The 20,465-nt window shown below is 69.4% G+C and carries 20 protein-coding genes and 1 pseudogene; 6 read left to right on the top strand and 15 right to left on the bottom strand.

What is annotated here, in order from left to right; translation table 11 throughout:
* Window positions 1-7 precede the first annotated feature (7 nt).
* Window positions 8-970 (bottom strand): LysR family transcriptional regulator, encoded by a 963-nt coding sequence (locus OG798_RS32955; protein ID WP_179436457.1) that lies wholly within the window; start codon window positions 968-970, stop codon window positions 8-10.
* A gap of 62 nt (window positions 971-1,032) precedes the next feature.
* Between OG798_RS32955 and OG798_RS32950 the strand changes: the two genes are divergently transcribed.
* Window positions 1,033-2,322: an MFS transporter gene (locus OG798_RS32950; protein ID WP_267062683.1), complete on the top strand. Its 1,290-nt coding sequence runs from the start codon at window positions 1,033-1,035 to the stop codon at window positions 2,320-2,322.
* A 242-nt stretch (window positions 2,323-2,564) separates the two neighbouring features.
* Entirely contained in the window at window positions 2,565-3,554 is a 990-nt protein-coding gene (locus OG798_RS32945; protein WP_121415203.1) for a sigma-70 family RNA polymerase sigma factor, read from the top strand.
* Here OG798_RS32945 and OG798_RS32940 read toward each other — a convergent pair.
* Window positions 3,456-3,842 (bottom strand): STAS domain-containing protein, encoded by a 387-nt coding sequence (locus OG798_RS32940; RefSeq protein WP_267062682.1) that lies wholly within the window; start codon window positions 3,840-3,842, stop codon window positions 3,456-3,458. The two genes, OG798_RS32945 and OG798_RS32940, sit on opposite strands and share 99 nt — an antisense overlap.
* Window positions 3,843-3,987: 145 nt before the next feature.
* Between OG798_RS32940 and OG798_RS32935 the strand changes: the two genes are divergently transcribed.
* On the top strand, window positions 3,988-4,908 hold the full coding sequence (locus tag OG798_RS32935; protein ID WP_097224964.1) for an AEC family transporter: 921 nt from the start codon (window positions 3,988-3,990) through the stop codon (window positions 4,906-4,908).
* 88 nt (window positions 4,909-4,996) lie between these two features.
* On the opposite strand, the gene OG798_RS32930 is transcribed toward OG798_RS32935, so the two are convergent.
* The 11 genes from OG798_RS32930 to OG798_RS32880 all read right to left on the bottom strand — a co-directional run bounded on the left by OG798_RS32930 (window position 4,997) and on the right by OG798_RS32880 (window position 17,009).
* Window positions 4,997-6,280 carry a thymidine phosphorylase gene (locus OG798_RS32930; RefSeq protein ID WP_328758124.1) on the bottom strand — a complete coding sequence of 428 codons (1,284 nt, stop codon included), beginning with the start codon at window positions 6,278-6,280 and terminating at the stop codon, window positions 4,997-4,999.
* Window positions 6,281-6,367: 87 nt separating this feature from the next.
* Window positions 6,368-6,781 carry a cytidine deaminase gene (locus OG798_RS32925; RefSeq protein WP_095852935.1) on the bottom strand — a complete coding sequence of 138 codons (414 nt, stop codon included), beginning with the start codon at window positions 6,779-6,781 and terminating at the stop codon, window positions 6,368-6,370.
* Window positions 6,778-8,040 (bottom strand): ABC transporter permease, encoded by a 1,263-nt coding sequence (locus OG798_RS32920; RefSeq protein ID WP_095852936.1) that lies wholly within the window; start codon window positions 8,038-8,040, stop codon window positions 6,778-6,780. The genes OG798_RS32925 and OG798_RS32920 overlap by 4 nt, the downstream gene beginning before the upstream one ends.
* The gene (locus OG798_RS32915) at window positions 8,037-9,164 is read right to left on the bottom strand and encodes an ABC transporter permease (protein ID WP_095852937.1); all 1,128 of its coding nucleotides are present in this window, start codon (window positions 9,162-9,164) and stop codon (window positions 8,037-8,039) included. The genes OG798_RS32920 and OG798_RS32915 overlap by 4 nt, the downstream gene beginning before the upstream one ends.
* The gene (locus tag OG798_RS32910; protein ID WP_095852938.1) at window positions 9,161-10,852 is read right to left on the bottom strand and encodes an ABC transporter ATP-binding protein; all 1,692 of its coding nucleotides are present in this window, start codon (window positions 10,850-10,852) and stop codon (window positions 9,161-9,163) included. Before OG798_RS32910 ends, OG798_RS32915 begins: the two co-directional genes overlap by 4 nt.
* 334 nt (window positions 10,853-11,186) lie before the next feature.
* Window positions 11,187-12,242, bottom strand: a complete 1,056-nt coding sequence (locus OG798_RS32905; protein WP_095852939.1) for a BMP family lipoprotein — start codon at window positions 12,240-12,242, stop codon at window positions 11,187-11,189.
* Between the two features lie 480 nt (window positions 12,243-12,722).
* On the bottom strand, window positions 12,723-13,799 hold the full coding sequence (locus OG798_RS32900) for a BMP family lipoprotein (RefSeq protein ID WP_179436458.1): 1,077 nt from the start codon (window positions 13,797-13,799) through the stop codon (window positions 12,723-12,725).
* Between the two features lie 280 nt (window positions 13,800-14,079).
* Window positions 14,080-15,366, bottom strand: a complete 1,287-nt coding sequence (locus OG798_RS32895) for an amidohydrolase (RefSeq protein WP_095852941.1) — start codon at window positions 15,364-15,366, stop codon at window positions 14,080-14,082.
* 539 nt (window positions 15,367-15,905) lie between these two features.
* Entirely contained in the window at window positions 15,906-16,160 is a 255-nt protein-coding gene (locus OG798_RS32890; RefSeq protein ID WP_121415206.1) for a type II toxin-antitoxin system RelE family toxin, read from the bottom strand.
* On the bottom strand, window positions 16,157-16,504 hold the full coding sequence (locus tag OG798_RS32885) for a hypothetical protein (protein WP_267062679.1): 348 nt from the start codon (window positions 16,502-16,504) through the stop codon (window positions 16,157-16,159). The genes OG798_RS32890 and OG798_RS32885 overlap by 4 nt, the downstream gene beginning before the upstream one ends.
* A gap of 64 nt (window positions 16,505-16,568) precedes the next feature.
* Entirely contained in the window at window positions 16,569-17,009 is a 441-nt protein-coding gene (locus OG798_RS32880) for an ATP-binding protein (RefSeq protein WP_328758123.1), read from the bottom strand.
* Between the two features lie 231 nt (window positions 17,010-17,240).
* On the opposite strand from OG798_RS32880, the gene OG798_RS32875 reads away from it, so the two are divergent.
* Both OG798_RS32875 and OG798_RS32870 read left to right on the top strand, forming a co-directional pair.
* Window positions 17,241-18,122 carry a DUF5753 domain-containing protein gene (locus tag OG798_RS32875; protein ID WP_095852944.1) on the top strand — a complete coding sequence of 294 codons (882 nt, stop codon included), beginning with the start codon at window positions 17,241-17,243 and terminating at the stop codon, window positions 18,120-18,122.
* Between the two features lie 3 nt (window positions 18,123-18,125).
* Window positions 18,126-18,323, top strand: a complete 198-nt coding sequence (locus tag OG798_RS32870) for a DUF397 domain-containing protein (RefSeq protein WP_267062676.1) — start codon at window positions 18,126-18,128, stop codon at window positions 18,321-18,323.
* Here the strand turns inward: OG798_RS32870 and OG798_RS32865 are convergent.
* Window positions 18,317-18,550 (bottom strand): annotated as a pseudogene (locus tag OG798_RS32865) (contact-dependent growth inhibition system immunity protein); the annotation flags it as partial. The gene OG798_RS32870 and the pseudogene OG798_RS32865 sit on opposite strands and share 7 nt — an antisense overlap.
* 120 nt (window positions 18,551-18,670) lie before the next feature.
* On the opposite strand from OG798_RS32865, the gene OG798_RS32860 reads away from it, so the two are divergent.
* Window positions 18,671-19,915, top strand: coding sequence for a hypothetical protein (locus OG798_RS32860; RefSeq protein ID WP_328758121.1), 1,245 nt, complete (start codon window positions 18,671-18,673; stop codon window positions 19,913-19,915).
* On the opposite strand, the gene OG798_RS32855 is transcribed toward OG798_RS32860, so the two are convergent.
* Window positions 19,912-20,367 (bottom strand): Uma2 family endonuclease, encoded by a 456-nt coding sequence (locus OG798_RS32855; protein ID WP_267062674.1) that lies wholly within the window; start codon window positions 20,365-20,367, stop codon window positions 19,912-19,914. The two genes, OG798_RS32860 and OG798_RS32855, sit on opposite strands and share 4 nt — an antisense overlap.
* Window positions 20,368-20,465: the final 98 nt, after the last annotated feature.

Below are 20,465 nucleotides of genomic sequence, written 5' to 3'. Positions count from 1 at the left end.
CGTGCCGTCAGTCAGGAAGGAGCCGTCCCCTTCGCGACAGTAGGAACCTTTTGAAGGCTGCCACCGGGGGCGTGTCCGGGTGGCCGTCCAGCCATGCCACGCCGATCTCGCGGACCGCTCTCGGGGCCGTGACCGTCAGTTCGACCACCCCTGGGCGGGGCACGGCCGGTGGGGGCAGGAGGGCGACTCCGAGGCCGGCGGCCACCAGGCCCCGTAGGGTCTCGGCCTCCTCGCCCTCGAAGGCGATGCGGGGCTTGAAGCCGGCCTCCTGGCAGAGGTCGTCGGTGATGCGGCGCATGCCGTAGCCGGGTTCGAGGGTCACGAAGGTCTCGTCGGCGGCCTCGGCGAGGCGGATGCGCTTGCGGGCGGCGAGGCGGTGGTCGGCCGGCACGACGAGCCGGAGCTTCTGCTCGTCGAGGAGGCGGCCCACCAGGTCGGGCGCGTCCGGCACCGGCGAGGTGAGGCACAGGTCCAGCTCGCCCGAGCGCAGCCCCTCCAGCATCGCCTCGCCGTAGTTCTGGACGAGGCTGAAGCGGACCCGGGGGTGGTCGGCGCGGAAGGCGCGGATCAGGCCGGGGACGGTCTCCGAGCCCATGGTGTGCAGGAAGCCGAACGCGACCTTGCCGGTGGCCGGGTCGGCGTCCGCGCGCACCTCCTCGGCGGCGCGCTCGATCTCGGCGAGGGCCCGCTCGACGGAGGAGAGGAACGTACGGCCCGCGGGGGTGAGGGAGACCGTGCGGCCCCGGCGTGCGAACAGCTCGACGCCCAGGTCCTGTTCGAGCCGGACCATGGCGCGCGAAAGGGTCGACTGGGGGACCCGCATCTCCTGCGCGGCGCGTGTGACGTGCTCCGTGCGGGCGACCCCGGCGAAGTACGCGAGGCGTGGGGCGAGCAGCCTCGACATGCCCGCGCTGTCTTCTGTGTCACTGGACGGTGACAGGTGAGGCCCTGACCTTTGCTGATGCACCATGGGAACGATTATGGCGATTCCATGCATTGGACGGATGAACGGCGGCTCTTTAGTTTCGAAGTATGCCTTCCGCCAGTACCGGGGCGTCCACCACCGTGGGCGCCACCTCCTCCGTCACGTCCCCCACCGCCGCCGTCGACTCCCGTCTCACCCCGGGTGGGCCCGGCTACCGCCGCATGAGCTTCGCGCTCTTCCTCGCGGGTGTGGCGACCTTCGCGCTCCTCTACTCCACGCAGGCCCTCCTCCCGCTCGTCTCCACGGACTTCGGGGTCAGCGCGAGCGAGGCGAGCTGGACGGTGTCCGCGGCGACGGGTGCGCTGGCACTGTTCGTCCTCCCCATGAGCGCGCTGTCGGAGCGGTTCGGACGGCGTACGTTGATGACGGCGTCGCTGGCGGTCGCGGTGACGGTCGGGCTCCTGGTCCCCTTCGCCCCGTCGATCGGCGCGCTGGTCGCGCTGCGGGCGGTGCAGGGCGCGGCGCTGGCGGGCCTTCCGGCCTCCGCGACGGCCTATCTGGCGGAGGAGGTCCGCCCCAAGGCCCTGATCACGGCGATCGGCCTCTTCGTGGCGGGCAACAGCGTCGGCGGGATGAGCGGCCGGGTCATCACCGGCTGGGTCGCGCAGGAGTGGGGCTGGCGGGTGGCCGTCGCCGCGATCGGGATCATCGCGGTGGCCTGCGCGGTCGCCTTCCGTATGCTCCTGCCCGCGCCGAAGCACTTCACGCCCGGCTCGCTGCGGCCGCGGGTGCTGGCCCGTACGGTCCGTGACCACCTCGCGAACCCGCTGCTGCGCCGGCTGTACGCGATCGGCGCGCTGTTCATGATGGTCTTCGGCGGGGTCTACACGGTGATCGGCTACCGCCTGACCGAGGCCCCGTTCTCCCTCCCCCAGGGCATCATCGGCTCGATCTTCCTGGTGTACCTGGTCGGTACGGTGTCGGCGTCCACGGCGGGCAGGCTGGTCGCCCGCCTGGGCCGACGCGGCTCCCTGTACCTGGCGGGCGGCACCACGACCGCCGGCCTGCTCCTCTCCCTGGTCGACTCCCTGCCCCTCGTCCTGCTCGGCCTGGTGCTGATCACCGCGGGCTTCTTCGCGGGCCACGCGGTGGCGTCCTCGTCGGTCAGCCACACCGCCAAGCAGGGCCGCGCCCAGGCCTCCGCCCTCTACCAGTCCGCGTACTACATCGGCTCCAGCGCGGGCAGCACGCTCGGCGCGGTCGCCTTCCACGCGGGCGGGTGGGCCGGGACGGTGGCACTCGGACTGTTCGCGGTCCTCGGCGTCGTCACGATCACCCTGCTCGGCTCCCACGCGGCCCGCACCCAGCCCCACCGCGAACCGGCCCTGGCACACTGAGCGTCCCTGACACTCCTACGTTCCCCCTGGGGGTCCGTTCTCTGGACGCCCTGAACTCCTTCGAGCAGCCGGGAGTGAAGCGGGCGGTGTGCAGCGGCAATTGCTCATGTCCGTGAAGCAATTGGTCTGAGCTCCGCTTTTTCCCACTCCGGGGGCCATTGTCAGTGGGCTGCGGTAGCTTCCGAAGTGCCGGCGCAACGACGCGACGGTGCGACGGGAACGGCCACAGGGGTGGGTTGGCTATGAGCGACGGTACGGCGACGACAGATCTGGACGTGCGGCTGGAGAAGCACCGGGTCGAGCTGACCGGGTACTGCTATCGGATGCTCGGCTCCTCCTTCGAGGCGGAGGACGCGGTGCAGGACACGATGGTCCGCGCCTGGCGGAGCTACGACAAGTTCGAGGGCCGTTCGTCGATGCGGTCCTGGCTGTACCGGATCGCCACCAACGTCTGCCTCGACATGCTGAACGCGGGCAACCGAAGGGCGCGTCCGATGGATCTGAGCGGTCCCTCACCCCTGGCCCAGGCGGCGCTCACCCCGCGCCCGGACAACACCTGGCTGGAGCCGGTGCCCGACGCGCGCGTGCTGCCCACGGTCAGTGACCCGGCCGAGGCCGCGGTGGCCAAGGAGTCGGTGCGTCTCGCCTTCATGGCCGCCCTGCAGCAACTGCCGCCCAAGCAGCGCGCCGTGCTCATCCTGCGCGAGGTCCTGGCCTGGAAGGCGTCGGAGGTCGCCGAGCTGCTCGGGACGACGGTCGCCTCGGTCAACAGCGCGTTGCAGCGGGCCCGCGCGACCCTCGCGGAGAGCGACGGCGCCGAGGCCGCCGTCTCCGACCCGCTCGACGAGGAGCAGCAGAAGCTGCTCGAGCGCTATGTCGCCGCGTTCGAGGGGTACGACATGACGGCGCTGACCGCGTTGCTCCACGAGGACGCGATCATGACGATGCCGCCGTTCGACCTGTGGCTGCGCGGCACCGGCGACATCACCGGTTTCATGACGACCCTCGGTGCCTCCTGCGCGGGTTCGCGCCTGCTGCCGGTCGCGGTCAACGGTCTGCCGGGATTCGCGCACTACAAGCCGGATCCGGAGGAGGGCGGCTTCAGTGCCTGGGCGATCCAGGCCCTGGAGATCTCAGACGGTCGCATCACCGGGTTCCACTGCTTCCTGGACACCAAGCGCTGGTTCCCGCTCTTCGGCCTCCCCCTCCACCTCGAAGCAAAGTCCGACTAGATCGAGAAGCAGGAGGAGGGACGGGTCCGGGGCGCGCAGACGGACACGGCCCCCAGCCCGGCGGGCGGCGAGCTGCATCCTGGCCAGGGCGTCGACGGTGGCCAGGCCGGGTGGACCGAGGCCCCCGACATCGCAGACCACCACCCCGGCACCGCTCGCCGCCAGCCGCGCGCGCACGTCGTCACAGAGCCCCGGCACCTGGTCACGAGTGACGGGGCCGGGCAGCACGAGTACGGCGGGTGTCGTGGCGTCCACGGTCAGTAGACCGGCCGGGGGCACGGAACTCATCGCGGAGAACCGACCGGTTCGAGCCGCGCGCCCGCAAAGGATCACATTGACCTGCGCCCCTCCCGCCCCAGAGGGTTGGGTGTATGCCCCATGAATCAGCGCCTTCCGTGATACCCGACGGCCTCCTCCACGCGAAGGAGGCACCGTGCAAGGCGTGCTGACGGGCTTCGCGGTCATCGCCGTCGTCATCGGGGTCGGTTACGTCATCGGACGCCGCGGCTATCTCGGGGAGAACGGGCGGGAGGTGCTGACGAAGCTCGCCTTCCACGTGGCCTCCCCCGCGCTGCTGTTCACCACGCTCGCCCGGGCCGACCTGTCGGTGATCTTCTCCAGCCGGCTCCTGGTGACGGCGATGAGCACGGCCGCGGCGGCCGGCGTCTTCGTCGCGATCGGGGTCGTACGCGGCTGGGGCGTGGGCCGGACGACGATCGGCGCGCTCTGCTCCAGCTACGTCAACTCGGGCAACCTCGGCATCCCGATCGCGGTGTACGTGCTGGGGGACGCCTCGCTCGTCGCGCCCGTACTGCTCTTCCAGCAGATCATGGTCACGCCCATCGCACTCACCGTCCTCGACCTGTCGGGGGACGGCGAGAAGGGCTCTCTGTGGCAGCGGCTGATCACTCCCCTGCGCAATCCCATCGCGGTCGGCTCGCTGAGCGGGGTCGCGGTGTCGGCGACCGGTCTGACGCTGCCGGGACCGGTCATGGACCCGCTCACACTGATCGGCAACATGTCGGTGCCCGCGGTCCTGCTGGCGTTCGGCATCTCGCTGTGCGGCAGCACGCTGCCCGGCCGGGGCGCGGACCGGTACCCGGTGCTGCTGTCCGTCGTCCTGAAGTCGGTGGGCCAGCCGCTGGCCGCCTGGGCCCTGGCCGTGGGCCTGTTCGGGCTGCACGGCGCGCCGCTGCTCGACGTCGTGGTCACCTCGGCGCTGCCCGCCGCCCAGAACCTCTTCACCTACGCCTCGCGTTACCGGGTCGGCGAGACGCTGGCCCGGGAGTCGATCCTGCTGTCGACGATCCTGTCGGTGCCGGTGCTGGTGGTGATCGCGGCCGTACTCGGCTGACGGCACGCGAAAGGGGCCGGCGCAGACGCGTCGGCCCCTCCACCGCCGTACGGAATCAGCTGCCGGACGGGGCAACTGCCGTACGGAGTCAGGCGATACGTTCCAGCACGACCGGCGCGGCCTTGAAGTCCGTGCCCGCGGCCGCGATGTCGTAGGAACCCTCGACCGACTCCAGGGCGTACTCGAAGCGCTCGGGGGTGTCGGTGTGGAGGGTCAGCAGGGGCTGGCCCGCGGTGACGGTGTCGCCGGGCTTGGCGTGCAGCTCGACGCCCGCGGCGGCCTGCACCGGGTCCTCCTTGCGGGCGCGGCCCGCGCCCAGGCGCCAGGCGGCGATGCCGATGTCGTAGGCGTCCAGACGGGTCAGGACGCCGGAGGACGGGGCCGTCACCACGTGCTGCTCGCGGGAGGTGGGCAGCGCGGCGTCCGGGTCACCGCCCTGCGCGGCGATCATGCGGCGCCAGACGTCCATCGCGGAGCCGTCCGCGAGGGCCTTCGCCGGATCGGCGTCCTTGATGCCCGCCGAGTCCAGCATCTCGCGCGCCAGGGCGATGGTGAGCTCGACGACGTCGGCCGGACCGCCGCCCGCCAGGACCTCCACCGACTCCCGTACTTCGAGCGCGTTGCCCGCCGTCAGGCCCAGCGGGGTCGACATGTCCGTGAGGAGCGCGACCGTCTTCACGCCGTGGTCGGTGCCCAACCCGACCATCGTGGAGGCGAGTTCGCGGGCGTCCTCGATGGTCTTCATGAAGGCGCCGGTGCCGACCTTCACGTCCAGGACCAGCGAGCCCGTGCCCTCCGCGATCTTCTTCGACATGATGGAGGAGGCGATGAGGGGGATCGCCTCGACCGTGCCGGTGACGTCGCGCAGCGCGTAGAGCTTCTTGTCCGCCGGGGCCAGTCCGTCGCCCGCCGCGCAGATGACCGCACCGGTCGTGTCGAGGACGTTCAGCATCTCCTCGTTCGACAGCAGGGCGCGCCAGCCCGGGATCGACTCCAGCTTGTCCAGCGTGCCGCCGGTGTGGCCGAGGCCGCGTCCGGACAGCTGCGGGACCGCCGCGCCGCAGGCGGCGACCAACGGCGCCAGCGGAAGGGTGATCTTGTCGCCGACGCCGCCCGTGGAGTGCTTGTCGGCGGTCGGGCGGGAGAGGGAGGAGAACTCCATGCGCTCGCCGGAGGCGATCATCGCGGCGGTCCAGCGGGCGATCTCGCGCCGGTTCATGCCGTTGAGCAGGATCGCCATGTTGAGGGCGGCCATCTGGTAGTCGGCGACCTCGCCGCGGGTGTACGCGTCGATGACCCAGTCGATCTGCGCGTCGCTGAGCTCGGCGCGGTCCCGCTTGGTGCGGATGACGGAGACGGCGTCCATGGCCATGGCTTTCCTTCCGAAGACTTCCGAAAATCCGCGGCCCCTCCCGATCGGTCGTTCATCGTCCGGTCGTCGGGAGGGGCCGCGCAGGCGTTACTTGATGAGATTCTCCGGCCCGAAGGCCTGCGGCAGCATCTCGGAGAGCGGCAGGATTCCGGCCGGGGTCTCCAGGAGCAGATCGGCCCCACCGAACTCGTACAGCAGCTGGCGGCAGCGTCCGCACGGGACGAGGATCTCGCCCTGTCCGTCGACGCAGGTGAAGTGCGTCAGCCGACCGCCACCGGTGTTCAGCAGCTGGGAGACCAGACCGCACTCGGCGCACAGGCCGAGCCCGTACGAGGCGTTCTCGACGTTGCAGCCGGTGACGGTCCGGCCGTCGTCGACGAGCGCCGCGACACCGACCGGGAAGCCCGAGTAGGGGGCGTACGCCCGGGACATGGCGTCCCGCGCGTGCTCCCGCAGAGCCTCCCAGTCGACGGCCGTGGACCCGGCGTCGGCGGACGTCACTTGCCCTGTCCTCTCCGGTACGGCATGCCGTCCGCCTTCGGCATCCGCAGGTGCTGTGCGGACAGCGAGAGAACGAGCAGGGTCACGATGTACGGGGTCGCGGTCACGACCTGCTTGGGCACCTCGTTGGTGGAGGTGTACCAGACGAACATCAGCGCCGAGATCAGGGCGGTGATGACGGCGGGGGTGTACCGCTTCTTCCACACCAGGTAGGCCGCGCCGAAGACCAGCAGGATCGCCAGCAGCAGGATCAGCGCGTGGACGTTCGTACCGCCGCCGCGCAGGTTGAGGCTGTCGGTGTAGCCGAACAGGCCCGCGCCGAGGGCCAGGCCGCCCGGCATCCAGTTGCCGAAGATCATCGCGGCGAGACCGATGTAACCGCGGCCGGCCGTCTGGCCGTCCAGATACACGTTGGACGCCACGATCGACAGGAAGGCACCGCCGAGGCCGGCGAAGCCGCCCGAGATGATCACGGCGATGTACTTGTACTTGTAGACGTTGACGCCGAGGGACTCGGCGGCCACCGGGTTCTCACCGCAGGAGCGCAGCCGCAGGCCGAAGGCCGTGCGCCACAGCACCCACCAGGTGATCGGTACGAGGGCGACCGCGACGACGGTGAGCGGCGACAGGTCGGTGATCAGACCCGCGAGCAGACCGGCGATGTCCGAGATCAGGAACCAGCCCTTGTGGTTGAGCGTGTCCAGACCGCTGGAGAGCCCTGGGATGGAGAACGTGCCGAGCGAGTCGACCGGGGGCGACTGCTTGGAGGAGCCCTGCGGGACGCCCTCGAAGGTGAACTTCGACAGATAGCGGGTGGTGCCGAGCGCCAGGATGTTGACGGCCACACCGGAGACGATGTGGTTGACGTTGAAGGTCACCGTGGCGATGGCGTGCAGGACGCCGCCGAGGCAGCCGCCGATGATGCCGAAGGCGACACCGGTCCACGGGCCCCACTGGTAGCCGGCCCAGGCGCCGAACCAGGTGCCGAGGATCATCATGCCCTCGAGGCCGATGTTGACGACGCCCGCGCGCTCGGCCCACAGACCGCCGAGGCCCGCGAGTCCGATCGGCACCGCGAGGCGCAGCGCCGTGGACATCTGTCCGGTCGAGGTGATGCCGTCCGCACCGGTGATCAGGCGGACGACCGAGGTCAGGATCAGTACGCCCGCGATGATCAGCAGGAGTACGGGGAGCGAGAATCGGCGGCTGCCCTTGCCGGGCTGCTGCGCCTGCGGCTTGGCGACGGTCGCGGTGCTCATCGGGCAGCCACCTCCTTCGGGGAGTTGTTGTTGGCGGCGGCCGCGGCCAGTTCCTCACCGACCTGCTTCTGCTGGCGGCGCAGGCCCCAGACGCGTACGGCCTCGTAGGAGATGACGACCGCGAAGACGATCAGGCCCTGCATGATCGTGGCGATCTCCTTCTCGTACGCCACCGGGGTCGCGTAGTCGAGAGCGGGGGACGCCTTGTCGAGGAAGGCGATCAGGAGGGAGGCGAAGGCGATGCCGACGGGGCTGTTGCGGCCGAGCAGGGCGATGGTGATGGCGGTGAAGCCCAGTCCCGTCGGGAAGGTCAGGCTGTAGGTGTGGGCGTCGCCGAGCAGCAGCGGCAGACCGGACAGGCCCGCGACCGCGCCGGAGATCAGCATCGCGGTGAGCACCATCTTCTTGGCGTCGACGCCGGAGGCCGCAGCGGCGGTCTCGGAGGCGCCGGTGGCGCGCAGGTCGAAGCCGAAGCGGGTGCGGTTGAGGACGAGCCAGTACAGGACGCCCATGAGGATCGCGAGGAAGACGAGGCCGTAGATCTCGCCGACGTCCGAGCCGAGGTTGATGCCGGGGAACCAGCCGGACTTCTTCATGACGCCGGTGGTCATGTTGTTGCCGAGCTGCACACCGAACTTGTCGGAGAGGGTGAGGTAGCCGATGACGCTGGTGGCGATCGCGTTCAGCATGATCGTCGCGACGACCTCGCTGACACCCCGGGTGACCTTGAGGACGCCCGCGATACCGGCCCACATGGCGCCGGTGAGCATGGCGACCAGCATCAGCACGGGGATCTGCAGGAAGGACGGGAACGCGAGGTGCGCGCCGACCACCGCGGTCATCATCGCGGCGAGGCGGTACTGGCCGTCGACACCGATGTTGAACAGGTTCATCCGGAAGCCGATGGCCACCGCCAGCGCGGCGATGTAGTACATCGACGCCTGGTTGAGGATCAGGACCTGGATGTCGGAGTAGGTGGCCTGCTCCAGCATCAGGGAGTACGGCTCGAACGGGCTCTTGCCCGAGGCGAGCAGCACGATCGACGTCAGGGCGACCGCCGCGACGAGCGCGATGACCGGGCCGGCCACCGCGAGGAGCACGCGCTCCTTGTCGAACTTCTTCATCGGGCCTCGTCCTCCGGGGCGGCGCTTTCCGCTACGTGCTCCAGGTGTCCGGAGGCGGCGCCGGTCATGGCCGAGCCGAGTTCCTCCGGGGTGATGGTCGCCGGGTCGGCGTCCGCCACGAGCCTGCCGTTGTAGATCACCCGCAGGGTGTCCGACAGACCGATCAGCTCGTCCAGGTCGGCCGAGATCAGCAGCACGGCCAGGCCCTCGCGGCGGGCCTCGCGGATCTGGTCCCAGATCGCGGCCTGCGCGCCGACGTCCACACCGCGGGTGGGGTGGGCGGCGATCAGGAAGCGCGGCTTGTGGCTCATCTCGCGGCCGACGATCAGCTTCTGCTGGTTGCCGCCGGAGAGCGAGGCGGCGGTGACGTCGATGCCGGGGGTGCGGACGTCGTACTCCTTGACGATCCGCCTGGTGTCCTCCTGGGCGCCCTTGATGTCGAGCCAGAAGCCCTTCGCGTTGGGGGCCTCGGTGACATGGCCGAGGATGCGGTTCTCCCAGAGCGGGGACTCCAGCAGCAGGCCGTGGCGGTGCCGGTCCTCGGGGATGTACCCGATGCCCTTCTCACGGCGCTTGCGGGTGGCCCACCCCGTGATCTCGTCGCCGAGGAAGGTGATGGCTCCCGAGTCCGCCGCCTTGAGGCCGATCAGCGCGTCGATGAGCTCGGTCTGACCGTTGCCCTCGACACCGGCGATGCCCATCACCTCACCCGCGTGGATGGTGAAGGTGACGTCGTCGAGGATGCGTTTGGCGGCGCCGGGGGCGGTGGCCTCGGTGAGCACGTCGGCGCCCGCCGTCGCACCGGCCGAGCCGGGGGTCGCGGTCTCGGGCTGCGCGCCGACCTCGCCGAGGGAGGCGCCGCCGCTGGCGTAGACAGTGAGGTTCTTGACGGTGAGCACGGCCTTGTCGGTGACCGTGGACTCGGCGGTCTCCGGAGTGGGCAGCTCGCTGCCGACCATCATCTCGGCGAGCTGGCGGGGGGTCGTCTCGGCGGGGACGGCCGTGCCGACCGTCGTACCGCGCCGGATGACCGTGATCTCGTCGGCGACCGACAGAACCTCGCCCAGCTTGTGCGAGATGAAGATGACGGCCAGGCCCTCGGACTTGAGCTCGCGCAGGTTGTCGAAGAGCGCGTCCACCTCCTGCGGCACCAGTACGGCGGTGGGCTCGTCCAGGATCAGGATGCGAGCGCCGCGGTAGAGGACCTTGAGGATCTCGATCCGCTGGCGCTCGGCGACACCGAGGCTCTCGACCAGGACGTCCGGGCGTACGTTCAGCCCGTACCGGTCGGAGATCTCCTTGATCTTCTTACGGGCGCCGCCACCGATGCCGTACAGCTTCTCGCTGCCCAGGACGACGTTCTCCAGGACGGTGAGGTTGTCGGCGAGCATGAAGTGCTGGTGGACCATGCCGATGCCGCGCACGATGGCGTCGGCGGGCGACGAGAAGCCGACCTGCTCACCGTCGACGGCGATGGTGCCCTCGTCCGGCTTCTGCATGCCGTAGAGGATCTTCATCAGCGTCGACTTGCCGGCACCGTTCTCGCCGACGAGGGCGTGGACCGTGCCCTTGCGGACCGTCAGGTGGATGTCGTGGTTGGCCACCACACCCGGGAAGCGCTTGGTGATCCCCACCAGCTCGACCGCGGTCGACTGCGCGGTGAGCGGAGGGCTGCTGGACGCGTCGATGGCGCACTCTCCTTGGAAAAGGGGCCGATCTACGCGCGTAGCGCCCCTGCTTTAAATAGTGCTCGGACTGGCCGGGCCCGATTCGATCTCATTCTCGATCGAGTTCGATCTGGTTCGACCGGATTCAATCGGGTTCTCGATCTGATTCGGCTACGTCCGGTCCGAGCATTCTGCCGCGCGAACGGGGCGCGGGAAGGTCATCCTCCCCACACCCCGTTCCGTGGCCGTAACGCTTCCATTACAGCGTTGCCTTGGCCATGGTTTCGACGTCCGGTGATGGCGAGTGGTTATCGCCCGGTGATGACGTCTTGACCTTGGCCGGGAGTCAGCGCGTTCAGGAGGTCTTGACCGTGATCGAGCCGTCCTTGATGCCCGCCTCGGCCTTCTTCAGCGCGGCCTGCAGGTCGGCGTTGTTCTTGAACACCGGGTTCGAGTCGGCGAGGCTGACACCGCCGGTGGCGAGGCTGGCGCGGACGACGCCGGTCTCGGGCTTGCCGTCGTGGACCGACTTCGCGAGGTTGTACACGGCCCCGGCGACGTCCTTCATGGCCGAGGTCAGGATGGCGTCCTTGTACTTCGCCAGCGCGTCCTGCTTGTACTGGTCGGAGTCCACGCCGATCGCCCAGACCTTGTCCTTGGACGCGGTCTGGATGACGCCCTGCCCGGACAGACCCGCGGCGGCGTAGACGACGTCGGCGCCCGCGTCGATCTGGCCCTGCGCGGCGCTCGCACCCTTGTCCGGGCTGGAGAAGCCACCCTCGGCGGCAGTCTCGGTCAGGTACTGCGACTTGACCTTGACGCCCTTCTTGGTGTCCTCGACGCCCTGCTTGAAGCCCGCCTCGAACTTGTGGATCAGCGGGACGTCCACACCGCCGATGAAGCCGACGGTGTTCGACTTGGTGGTCTTGGCGGCGGCGACACCGGCGAGGTAGGAAGCCTGCTCCTCGTGGAAGACCAGGTCGGCGATGTTGGCCGCCTTGTCCTGCTCGTCGTCGATGATGCCGAAGGTGATCTTCGGGTACTTCGCCGCGACCTCCTTGACGGCCGGCGCGTAGGCGAAGCCGACGCCGATCACCGGGTTGAAGCCCTGCTTGGCGAGCTGCTCGAGGCGCTGCACCTTGTCGGCGTCCGACTCACCGTCGGTCGGCTCGACGGCCTGCGAGGTGTAGCCGAACTCCTTGTCGGCCTTCGTCATGCCCACGGTGGCGGCATCATTGAAGGACTGGTCGCCCTTGCCGCCGACGTCGTACGCGAGGGCGAGACCCTTGGTCTTGCCGCCGCTGGAGCTGGAGCTGGTGGCGTCGCTGGACGTTCCGCCACAGGCGGAGAGAGCAACGGCGAGGGTAGCGGTCGCAACGCCCGCAACTGTGATTCGGGACACCCGGCGCATGGAACTTGACTCCTTTGTGCAAGCGCCCATACCAGGCGCTGATTCCGCCGCAGCGTAACGCGCGTAGACCAGACGGAAAACCCCTTCTGTCCGGTCCGTTACCGAGCTGTGGCCACAGATGCCGCCCAGATTACGGAACGCGTCGGGGCGCTTGCGGGAGGCAAAGCAAAGGGGGGCGGGGGCTGTGCGGTGGCATGGGGGGTGCGGGGAGGGGGTGAGGGGTGGGATGCGCGGCGGTACCGGGGGGCGGGCGGCCCGGGAACCATCCCCGGCCCCACCCACCGACCCCACCCACCGGTCCGGCCCTCGGGGGCGTCCGCAGCCTCCCCCGTCTCCGCTACCCCGGACAGACGCCCCTCAGGGGTTACGTCGGTCGTGGCCACGTCCATGTCGTGAAAGCGCCCCGCCCCCGGCGTGCCCATGGGGGCGCGTCCGGGGGCGGGGCGTGGTTGATCCGCTTGATCCGCCTGGCCGACGGAGTTACTTCGTGTTGACGGTGACCTTGCCGCCGATGATGTCCTGCTTGGCCTTGTCGACCGCCGCGACGGCGTCCGTCATGGCCTTGTACTTCGGGTTGGTGTCCGCGAAGCCGACGCCGCCGGACTTCAGGTCGCCGCGCACGACGCCCGAGAGGGGCTTGCCGTCCACGACCGACTTCACCAGGTCGTAGACCGCGCCGCCGACGTTCTTCAGCGCCGAGCCCAGGATGTAGTCCTTGTACTTGGCGAGGGCCGACTGCGCGTACTGGTCGGAGTCGACGCCGATGGCCCACACCTTCTTGGCGGCGGCCTCGGAGATCACGCCCTGACCGGACAGACCGGCGGCGTGGTAAAGCACGTCGGCGCCCTTTTCGATCTGGCCGGCCGCCGCGTCCTTGCCCTTGTCGGGGCTGGAGAAGCCGCCCTCGGCGGGGGTCTGCGTCAGGTACTGCGACTCGATCTTGATGCTCGGGTTGACCGACTTGGCGCCCTGGTCGAAGCCCGCCTCGAACTTGTGGATGAGGGGGATGTCCACGCCGCCGATGAAGCCGATGTGGTTCTTCTTGGTCGCCTTGGCCGCGGCCACGCCCGCGAGGTAGGAGGACTGCTCCTCGGAGAAGACCATGTCGGCGACATTGGCCGCCTTGTCCTGCTCGTCGTCGATGATGCCGAAGGTGGTCTTCGGGTACTTCGCGGCGACCTCCTTGATGGCCGGCGCGTAGGCGAAGCCGACGCCGATCACGGGGTTGTAGCCGGTCTTGGCGAGCTGCTCCAGGCGCTGCACCTTGTCGGCGTCCGACTCACCGTCGGTCGGCTCGAGGTCCCGGCCGCCGATTTTGAACTCCGTCTCGGCCTTCTGGAACCCGGCGTACGCGGCGTCGTTGAAGGACTGGTCGCCCTTGCCGCCGATGTCGTACGCGAGACCGATGCCCTTTCCGGTGTAGCCCGACGAGTTCTTGGACGAGCTCTTGTTCGAGTCGCTACTCGTGTCGGTGCTCGACTTGCCACAACCGACCGCCGCGAGGGCGATGACCGAGACGGCCACCGCTGCTTGGGAGAACCTGGTCCTCCGAGACATCAGACGCACAGCAAGCACCCTTCATCCCCACGGCCGTCGCCGGTCCGCTTCCCCAACACGCCACCAACGCAGCGATTTCGGCGCACAGTAACGCGCGTAGAAGGGGAGGGGAACGGGGTTTCTCCGGGCCGTTATCGAACCGTGCCGCCACCGGGTTACGTTTGCGCGCCACCCGTTACGGCGGGGTGACGCAAGCGGACGAAGGGGTGCCGATCGGGGCATCGGGCGGACCGGCGGCCCGGGTACCCCTGCGTCACTTGTGCGCCGCCATGGAGGGGGCCTAGCGGATCGCGTCCAGCAGGGCCGCCGCGGTGAAGAGCTCGACTCCGACCGTGATGGCCGACTCGTCGGCGTCGAAGTCGCCGCGGTGCAGGTCACGGGTGGTGCGCTCGCCCGGCGTACGGACGCCGAGGCGCGCCATGGCGCCGGGCACGTGCTCCAGGTACCAGGAGAAGTCCTCGCCGCCGAGGCTCTGCTCGGTGTCCTCGACGGAGTGCGCGCCGCGCCGCGAGGTCATGGCGTCATGGAGGAGTTCCGTGACCGCCGGGTCGTTGACGACCGGCGGGACGCCCCGGATGTAGTTGATCTCGGACTTGGCGCGGTACAGGTTCGCGATCTCGTCGATGGCCGCGTGCACCAGGTCGGGCGCCTGCCGCCAGGCCTCGAGGTCGAGGCAGCGGACGGTCCCGGAGAGCTCGGCGTGCTGCGGGATGACGTTGCAGGCGTGCCCGGACTCGACCCGTCCCCAGGTCACCGCGAGCCCGCTGCGGGCGTCCACACGCCGGGCGACGAGGGACGGTACGTCGGTGACGACGCGCGCGGCGGCGGTGACGAGGTCGGTGGTGAGGTGGGGGCGCGCGGTGTGGCCGCCGGCGCCGTCGAGTGAGACTTCCAGCCGGTCGCAGGCGGAGGTGATGGGACCGTGGCGCAGTCCGATCCGTCCGGCGTCGACCTTCGGGTCGCAGTGCACGCCGATGATCCGCCCCACGCCCTCCAGCACTCCGGACTCGATGGCGTCGGGCGCGCCCCCGGGCAGGACCTCTTCGGCGGGCTGGAAGATCAGCCGTACGGGATGCGGCAGGAGCCCCTGGCGATGCAGCTCGGCGAGGACGAGCCCGGCGCCGAGGACGACGGTCGTGTGCACGTCGTGGCCGCAGGCGTGCGCGCGGTCGGGCACGGTCGAGCGGTACGCGCAGTCACTCTTCGCGTCCGGGATGGGCAGCGCGTCGATGTCGGCGCGCAGGGCGAGCATGCCGCGTCCGCCGTCGACCGCACGGTCCCGTACGCGGTCCCGTGCCCCGTCCCCTTCGCCCTCCCCCGCACCTTCACCGGCGTCGATCCCGATGTCACAGATGAGCCCGGTCCCGATGTCGAGCACGCGGGGCTTGAGGCCCGCCTGCTCCAGGCGTGCCTTGAGTGCCGCGGTGGTGCGGAACTCCTGGTTGCCGAGCTCCGGGTGCATGTGCAGGTCGCGCCGGAACGCGATCAGCTCGGCACGCAGGGCGTCGGGCAGGGTGCCGGGGAGCGCTGCTCCCCCGGGGACATCGGCCTCGTACTCTCGGGACATCAATTGGTTCACCCTTTGAAGGGTAGGGCGGCGGGGCGGCCAACTGACCCACGATCAACAAAACTTCAGCCCGTTAGGGGAAGAAACTTGGCCACGCGCCGCATAGGTTTCCGGTGGGATGGGTAAGCTCGCCCGCCTTTCCGGACGATGGGATCTTGAGCCAGACGGTATGCGCGCCCTGCCCGGACCGCATCCGGGCCGAAGGCCGACTGTCGCGTCCGGGACGATGGCCGACTGCCATGTCCGCCACGATGGCCGACTGCGGTGACGGTCCGTGACCACGGGGTGACGCGGGCCCTTGATGCGGGCCGCCGCCCCTCTCTCGATCCAGTCCACCGGGGCTGCCGGCGAACTCCCATAGGGGAACGCTCGGGGTGACCGAGCTCATTCCCGTCCCCTACGGTCCCACAGACCCGACCAAGATCATGCGCACGAATGCCGGAACACCACTCCCTGTCGACCCGGGCACGAGGGGCCCCGCCGGGGTCCGCGTCGGAGGGGCGTGGGGATGACCTGGGGCTCCTGATCGGTCGACGACGTCAGGCGGCCGTGGTGCCGACCATGAGGATCTTGATCGCGACGGTGACTCCGTCGATTTCATACGTGGCTCTGTAGACACCCACGCGCAGCCGCCGCAGGTTGGTGCTGCCGAGCTTGCTGCTGGCGGCGGGTTCGGGGTTCCCAGCCAGCGCGTTGATTGCGTTGACCAGGGGTTTCACCGCGTCGCCGTCGCGAGCCCGGAGTCGTTTGAGGCCTTCGGTGGCCGCCCGCTCCCAGACGATCGTGTGGCTCAAGAGGCTTCCGCTCCGGCGACGAGGGCGTCGATCTCGGCCTGCGTGACAGTCGGGCCGCCCACGGCCCTCGCATACACGGAGACGGCCACATCGGCGAAGTCGACAGCCTCCTCGCGCGCGTCTCCGTTCGGAGCCGAGTCGGCGAGCGCCTGGGTCCACCAGTGATTGAGGAACGCCTCGAAGCCGCCGGAGTCGGCCAGGGTGCCGAGTTCCGCGTAGAAGTCGGCGCGGTGATCGAGCCGCAGGGCTGTCCCGATACCTTCGACGGTACGTCGGACGATTTCACCCGTGAACCCGGTGGCCTCCTGAGCCTCGGCCACCGCGTTCTGCCACTCGGCTGCCATCCGCGTCTCCTTTCGCCGTGCGGCCAAGGTACCGCCGCGGCACCAACGCAGACGGCTCAGCAGGTTAGGCATCGAGGCCCCCGCGCGTTTCCAGCTCCGCCCAGACGGTCTTACCGACGGTGAGTTTCTCCACGGCCCAGCGGTTCGCGAGCGCGCGGACGATGAGGAGGCCGCGGCCGAACTGGTCATCGGCGACGGGCGTGGGGATATATGGAAGCCGCTCACCCCTCGGGTCGGTCACGGCGACGCGCAGCGCGTTGCCGGTCAGCGACGTCTCGACGCGGAACAGGCGGTCCCGTAAGCACCCGTGGAGCAGGGCGTTCGTGCACAACTCGCTTGCCAGCAGCGCCGCGTCCCCGGCGACGTCGGGGTGACCCCAGTCGACGGCGAGTTGAGCGACGTGCCTACGGGCGCGGGGGATGTTGCTCGGGTAGGGGGTGTAGTCCACGGAGTCGTAGCGGTCGTCGCCCTTGGGGAAGCGAGGGGGAGGGCAGGAGTTGGTCACGGGGTGCGTCTCCTTGCGCGAGGGTGCCAGATGGGGTGACTCTGCCGCGCGGTGCCGGTTTGGGCAGCGCGGTGCACTTCCGCCAACCGGTGTCGTTGGGTAGTCGCTTGAAAACTGACAGTAGTTGACTGGCGGCATGACAGGCAAGGAGTCTCAGGGAAATATGTCCCCTCGCTTTGCGACCCTGTTCGACGACCTGCACACTGGCCGCGACCCGGGAGGTAATCCGACGTGACCGCAGTCCCGTTCACGCGCGGCAACCGCGTATCCACCGTCCTCGCCCGCAAGTTGGGCGGTGAGCTGCTGACGCTGCGCGACACAGCCGGCCTGACGCAGCCACAAGCCGCGGAGGCGCTGTCGGCAACTGCGGCCAAGGTCGCCAAGATGGAGCGCGGCTGGGTCCCCTTCCGCGATCCCGACATCCAGATCCTGTGCGACCTGTACGGCGTGACCGACCCCAAGGTCGTGGAGCGGCTGCTGAACCTCGCCAAGACCGACCGGGGGCGCCGTAAGGCCAAGGGGTGGTGGAACCAGTACCCCGAGCTTCGCTCTCTGGTTGAGTACGTGGCCCTCGAGGACATCTCGACCGGAATCCGTACCTGGCAAGGCGCCTTCGTTCCCGGCCTCTTGCAGACTCCGGACTACGCCCGGGCTCTCGCGATCGGCAACGCCGACTGGGATGACCCCGACGACATCGAGCGTTTCGTCGAGGCGAAGATCGCGCGGCAGGCACGCTTGACGGACACGAACCCTCTCAACCTGTGGGCTGTCGTGGGCGAGGGCGCTCTGCGCCAACTTGTCGGCGGCCGCGAGGTCATGCGCGTACAACTGGCGCACCTGGCGGAAGCGTCCCGCCTGCCCAACGTCAGGCTTCAGGTGCTTCCCTTCCTCGCCGGTTCCCATCCCGGGATGACCAGCGCCTTCAGCGTCGTCTCGTTCGCCGAACCCGGCGCGATGGACGTGGTCTACATGGACACCACCTCGTCTACCCTGTGGCTGGAGAGCGAGGCCGACGCCGCGCGCCACAACGCCACATTCGAGCGGATTGTCCGGAGCGGACTCGCTCTTCGCGATTCCACCGCCCTGATCGAACGCATCCGCAAGGAGTTGTGAGCTGTGCTGCAGTTCGAGTTCACCAAGTCCAGTCACAGCAGCGGCAACGGCGAGTGCGTCGAAGTCGCCCGCAACATACCCGGCACCGTCGCGGTCCGTGACTCAAAGGACGTGACGGGGCCCATGGTCGCGGTCGCCCCGTCCGCCTGGGCGGCGTTCGCGGTGTACGTGGGGCAGCGAACGAGCCGTGCGCCTTACTGACCGGCGTCCGGCCCGTAGTCCGCTCGCGGCACCGCGAGCCGTTCGGCGACGAGGGTGAGCCAGCCGCTGGGGCTCTAGGGAGCCGGTGGGTCGACCTCCATGCCCAGTTCGGCGACTGCCAGGGCGTAGTCGGACTCGTCCAGCTCCAGGGCGAGGAGTTCGCGCAGTTCGCCGACCAGGCGGGCGACAAGCTGGGGATGGGTGTCGGCGGCGTAGTCGTCGAGGGCAACTCTGCGACCGTGCCGAGAGTCTGGTGGGTGCACCACTCGACTCGAGGGGAACGGCCAGAGATGTTCGCTCACCGCACCAACCCGGGCGGACGCCGTGCGTCATCGCTGAGGCGTGCCATGCGTGTGCCGCTCGGTGTTGCCGCGACGGTGGTCCTGACCACCCTGGGAGCGGCCAATCCCGCAACGGCCCTGCCCGCACAGCGGTCCGAGCCCGCCAAGCCCGACTACGGGCTCTCGCTGGAGCAGCCCTATCTCACCAGCGACGTGGGCGGGACCCTTACCGCGCGGCCCAAGGTCTTCACGAGCCGGCCGGACGGTTCGCGTGTCTACGTGCCGGAGGGGGCGCCCCTCGGGGCGGGCATTGCGATCAAGTACAGACTGCCCGAGGACACCTCACCGGTCGGGCTTGACGAGCACAAGAGCTGCCGCAAGGTGAAGAGTGCTACGGATCCGGGTCGTCTGCGCATCAGATGCGACACGGTGTCCCCGCTGACGTTCCACGTGGACAAAGCCTTCATAGGTCACATGGGCAGCGTGGTCTTCGTCCCCATGGCCAGAGGAGCGGACGATGGGAGGAACCGGCAGGACGACGGTGCGAGCTTCCTCGTCACGGCCCCGGCGCCCCAGGAGGAGGGCGAGACCGAGGAGAGTCGAGCACGCCGGGAGACCGTCGGCGCCGCCCTGCTCGGCGTGGCCGGCGGTTTCGGTGTCCTCGCTGTCCTCGTACTGTTCCTGACCCGCGCCCGTGCGCGCCGGACGATGTGGGCGTTGTGCACCGCGGCGGCTCTCTGCGCGGGGCTGGGCACCTGGAGCGTGGTGCACGGCCCAGTGCTCGGTACCAAGACCTTCACCCGGGGGTACCCGGCCGGCCCGGCCACCCTCGAAACCCCTGAGCTGATCTGGGACAGCGGCGCGATCCTGGAGGAGAAACGGCCGGACTACGTCCCGACCATCGCCACCGCGCCGGATCCGGACCACGAGAGCGTGACGGAGGTGTCCGCTCTGTACAGGCCGGCTGTGTCGGGGTATCCGTATGACTGGCTGACTCTGGACGGCGCCTACGGCCGGATCGAGGACCCTCGACGGGCCCGGAACCACATGCTGGAGACGGCCGCCGGGGCACCTGGGGTGAAGGTGGTGAAAAAGCCGGAGCTGATCGTCTTGAGGGACGACACCCAAAAGAAGCAGCCCGTGCTCTTCAAGTGCCAGGCGCTGTCCATCCGGAATCGGACCTTCGCCATGTGCGCCTGGGCCGACAGCGGTGTCCGCGCCCTGGTCACCATCGCCGGCGACAGCCTGCTCACGGCGGCGGGCAAAGCCAACTCCCTACGTCACTACGTACAGTTGGGCGATGGCTTCTAGTGCCGGGGCCTAGGCTCTCTCCGCCTCAGGTCGTACCGGACATTCTTCTTCGGCCCGTCGCCCCTGGGTGCGGTATGCCTGGGGGATAGCGGCGGTCCGGCCGGATCCGGGGTGTTCGCAGCTTGTTCGAAGGCCTGCATGTCGAGGACGAGGTGGACAGGGACCACGCGCCCGTACGCGTCCAGCTTGTCGAGCCAGTCGACGTCCTTGGTCGACGTGGAGGTCAGCTCGGCGACCAGGGAGAGAGCCTCGCCATCGGCGTGACGGCCTTCGGCGTCGAAGGCCGCTTCGTCGGCGACGTGCAGATCGGGGCCGAAGCCCCGCTCCGCGCCGGGGAAGACGAAGAGGAACGGCGCCACGTCGACGTCGTGCCCTTTGGGTGCGTGGGGCTCCAGCTGTCGGCGCAGCGACTTCATCGCCTTCTTGTAGCGCAGCTTCGACCCCGGTGACACGACGATCTTCCCCCCGGATGAGCTCGGCCTTGTAGCCGTCAGGTGTGTCCAGCTGCTCGACGATTCGGAGCAGGTCCTCGAACGCTCCGGCCGTCGGT

The sequence above is a fragment of the Streptomyces sp. NBC_00271 genome (genome assembly GCF_036178845.1).
Lineage (GTDB): Bacteria > Actinomycetota > Actinomycetes > Streptomycetales > Streptomycetaceae > Streptomyces.
Note: the sequence above shows the minus strand (reverse complement) of the source record. Positions and strands in the feature narration are given on the sequence as shown.

Coding starts and splice junctions, on each gene's coding strand:
- OG798_RS32955 (WP_179436457.1), bottom strand. CDS start 970: ATGGTGCATCAGCAAAGGTCAGGGCCTCACCTGTCACCGTCCAGTGAC.
- OG798_RS32950 (WP_267062683.1), top strand. CDS start 1,033: ATGCCTTCCGCCAGTACCGGGGCGTCCACCACCGTGGGCGCCACCTCC.
- OG798_RS32945 (WP_121415203.1), top strand. CDS start 2,565: ATGAGCGACGGTACGGCGACGACAGATCTGGACGTGCGGCTGGAGAAG.
- OG798_RS32940 (WP_267062682.1), bottom strand. CDS start 3,842: ATGAGTTCCGTGCCCCCGGCCGGTCTACTGACCGTGGACGCCACGACA.
- OG798_RS32930 (WP_328758124.1), bottom strand. CDS start 6,280: ATGGCCATGGACGCCGTCTCCGTCATCCGCACCAAGCGGGACCGCGCC.
- OG798_RS32920 (WP_095852936.1), bottom strand. CDS start 8,040: ATGAGCACCGCGACCGTCGCCAAGCCGCAGGCGCAGCAGCCCGGCAAG.
- OG798_RS32915 (WP_095852937.1), bottom strand. CDS start 9,164: ATGAAGAAGTTCGACAAGGAGCGCGTGCTCCTCGCGGTGGCCGGCCCG.
- OG798_RS32905 (WP_095852939.1), bottom strand. CDS start 12,242: ATGCGCCGGGTGTCCCGAATCACAGTTGCGGGCGTTGCGACCGCTACC.
- OG798_RS32900 (WP_179436458.1), bottom strand. CDS start 13,799: ATGTCTCGGAGGACCAGGTTCTCCCAAGCAGCGGTGGCCGTCTCGGTC.
- OG798_RS32895 (WP_095852941.1), bottom strand. CDS start 15,366: ATGTCCCGAGAGTACGAGGCCGATGTCCCCGGGGGAGCAGCGCTCCCC.
- OG798_RS32885 (WP_267062679.1), bottom strand. CDS start 16,504: ATGGCAGCCGAGTGGCAGAACGCGGTGGCCGAGGCTCAGGAGGCCACC.
- OG798_RS32860 (WP_328758121.1), top strand. CDS start 18,671: ATGCGTGTGCCGCTCGGTGTTGCCGCGACGGTGGTCCTGACCACCCTG.